Genomic DNA, 1,580 nt, shown 5'->3' with positions numbered 1-1,580 from the left:
CGCGATAAGTGGATGCGTCGCGACTATGGACTGATCGAGTTCTACAGCAATCCATCCAATGATGGATGGACTTGTTTCGGATTCTCGATTCAGATCCATCGATTGTCGAATGGTACTGATCTGGTTCCAAGATCGCTGGTGGATCGATACGGCCAATTCCGTTCGTCGGTGAGCTTGGAGAGCATGCTGGAGCGCTTCGCGGCAATACCCTCCTCGCCGAGGCTGAAACCTGACAAAATGACTGCAGATTTCGGGACATTTAATGTCGATGGGACGAGCTCATACATGACAGTGGTACGACAGGCGGGTAGTGATGTCGCGGACCTGGCTCGAGAGTTTGGAGATATCTGGTCAATTGAAGTGAGGGCCCTGATTTCTTGACGTTGGCCTGTGAGACCATTGTGGGCTAGTGTCCTGAGTTGGAAGTTCGGTGGCAGTCTAAAGTGTGTGGATGCCGACCCCGAAGCCGTTGCCCGTGCTGTTGGCCGACGAACGTCAGGTGTTGAAGGGTTGGGCGCGTCGCCGTATGACCGTTCAGGCGTTGGCGCTGCGATCGCGGATTGTGTTGGCTTGCGCGGAGAACGACAACAATGGGCAGGTCGCTGAGCAGTTGGGTGTTTCCCGGAACACGGTCAGTAGGTGGCGTAACCGGTTCGTGGTCGACCGGTTGGAGGGCTTGTCGGACCAGCCGCGACCGGGTGCTCCGCGGAAGATCACTGACGAGCAGGTCGAGCAGGTGATCGTGAAGACCTTGGAACAAGCGCCGTCTGGGCAGGACACCAACTGGTCAACTCGGTCGATGGCCGCCGCTACCGGCATGTCGCACGGTCACTCCGCAAGCATTGACCTGGGGGCGACAGTGGAAAACCGACTAAAGGGTGTCGCAGTCGACGAGATGCGTCGGTCTGGCAGGCTGGCTCCTAATGCTGATATAAAAGGTGAGGCATGGAAACGGCCACATGTTGACGGAAACGGTTGCTAGTGGATGAAATACATCAAGATTGAAAAATTCGTGGGATCCTGGCGGGGATACTCTTTGGATCCGGATGCCTATTTGGCGATTCTTCCGGAGATTGAGGAGGAATTGCCTGAGGGTGCTCGAGCTTTTGCGACGGATCCCGGGCACTACGACTTCTTCGGGTCTCAATGTGTTAAGGATCTCAAGTTCGGGAAGATGGAAGTCTGCGAAGGTGATGGAGGAGCGCTGGTTGCTTTGCGGCTCTTCCCTAATGAGTTCAAGCATGACAGTGGCTTGCTGATTACTTACCGGAAGGTTCTCGATTTTAAGTTCGAGGCATCACGAGATAATGCCGGTTACGTCCAACTCGATGAGGTGCTTCCACATGAGGAAGGGTTCACCCACGAGATTCAGATGACAGGTGGGAAGCTATGGGTCATGGGCGAGGATCCTGTCGCGCAGTGGCTCGACCCTGAGCTTGATCTTTAATCTGAGCGCCGCGGTTTGGTGCCCTTCTTGTGGTGGGTGGGGCGCTTGTATGTCTCGCGGGTGGCCAGGATGCATCCGACGTTGTGGCGTTGTGCTTAGACCATGTCTCACGTGGATTTGACGATCTTGCGGT

Annotated in this window: 3 protein-coding genes; all 3 read left to right on the top strand. The window is 55.4% G+C overall.

The features are described 5' to 3' along the window. Positions 1-381 (top strand): hypothetical protein (locus ACYVIP_RS44745; RefSeq protein WP_460407338.1); only part of this gene is annotated, 381 nt, incomplete at its 5' end. A gap of 70 nt (positions 382-451) precedes the next feature. Further along, positions 452-982 (top strand): helix-turn-helix domain-containing protein, encoded by a 531-nt coding sequence (locus ACYVIP_RS44740; protein ID WP_460407336.1) that lies wholly within the window; start codon positions 452-454, stop codon positions 980-982. Between the two features lie 3 nt (positions 983-985). Beyond that, entirely contained in the window at positions 986-1,447 is a 462-nt protein-coding gene (locus tag ACYVIP_RS44735; RefSeq protein WP_460407334.1) for a hypothetical protein, read from the top strand. The last annotated feature ends 133 nt before the right edge of the window (positions 1,448-1,580 follow it).

This window comes from Actinophytocola sediminis, assembly GCF_054779715.1.
This window is presented reverse-complemented; position numbering and strand designations above follow the sequence as displayed.

Excerpts from the sequence above, each read along its gene's own strand:
- ACYVIP_RS44740 (WP_460407336.1), top strand. The coding sequence starts at position 452 with ATGCCGACCCCGAAGCCGTTGCCCGTGCTGTTGGCCGACGAACGTCAG.
- ACYVIP_RS44735 (WP_460407334.1), top strand. The coding sequence starts at position 986 with ATGAAATACATCAAGATTGAAAAATTCGTGGGATCCTGGCGGGGATAC.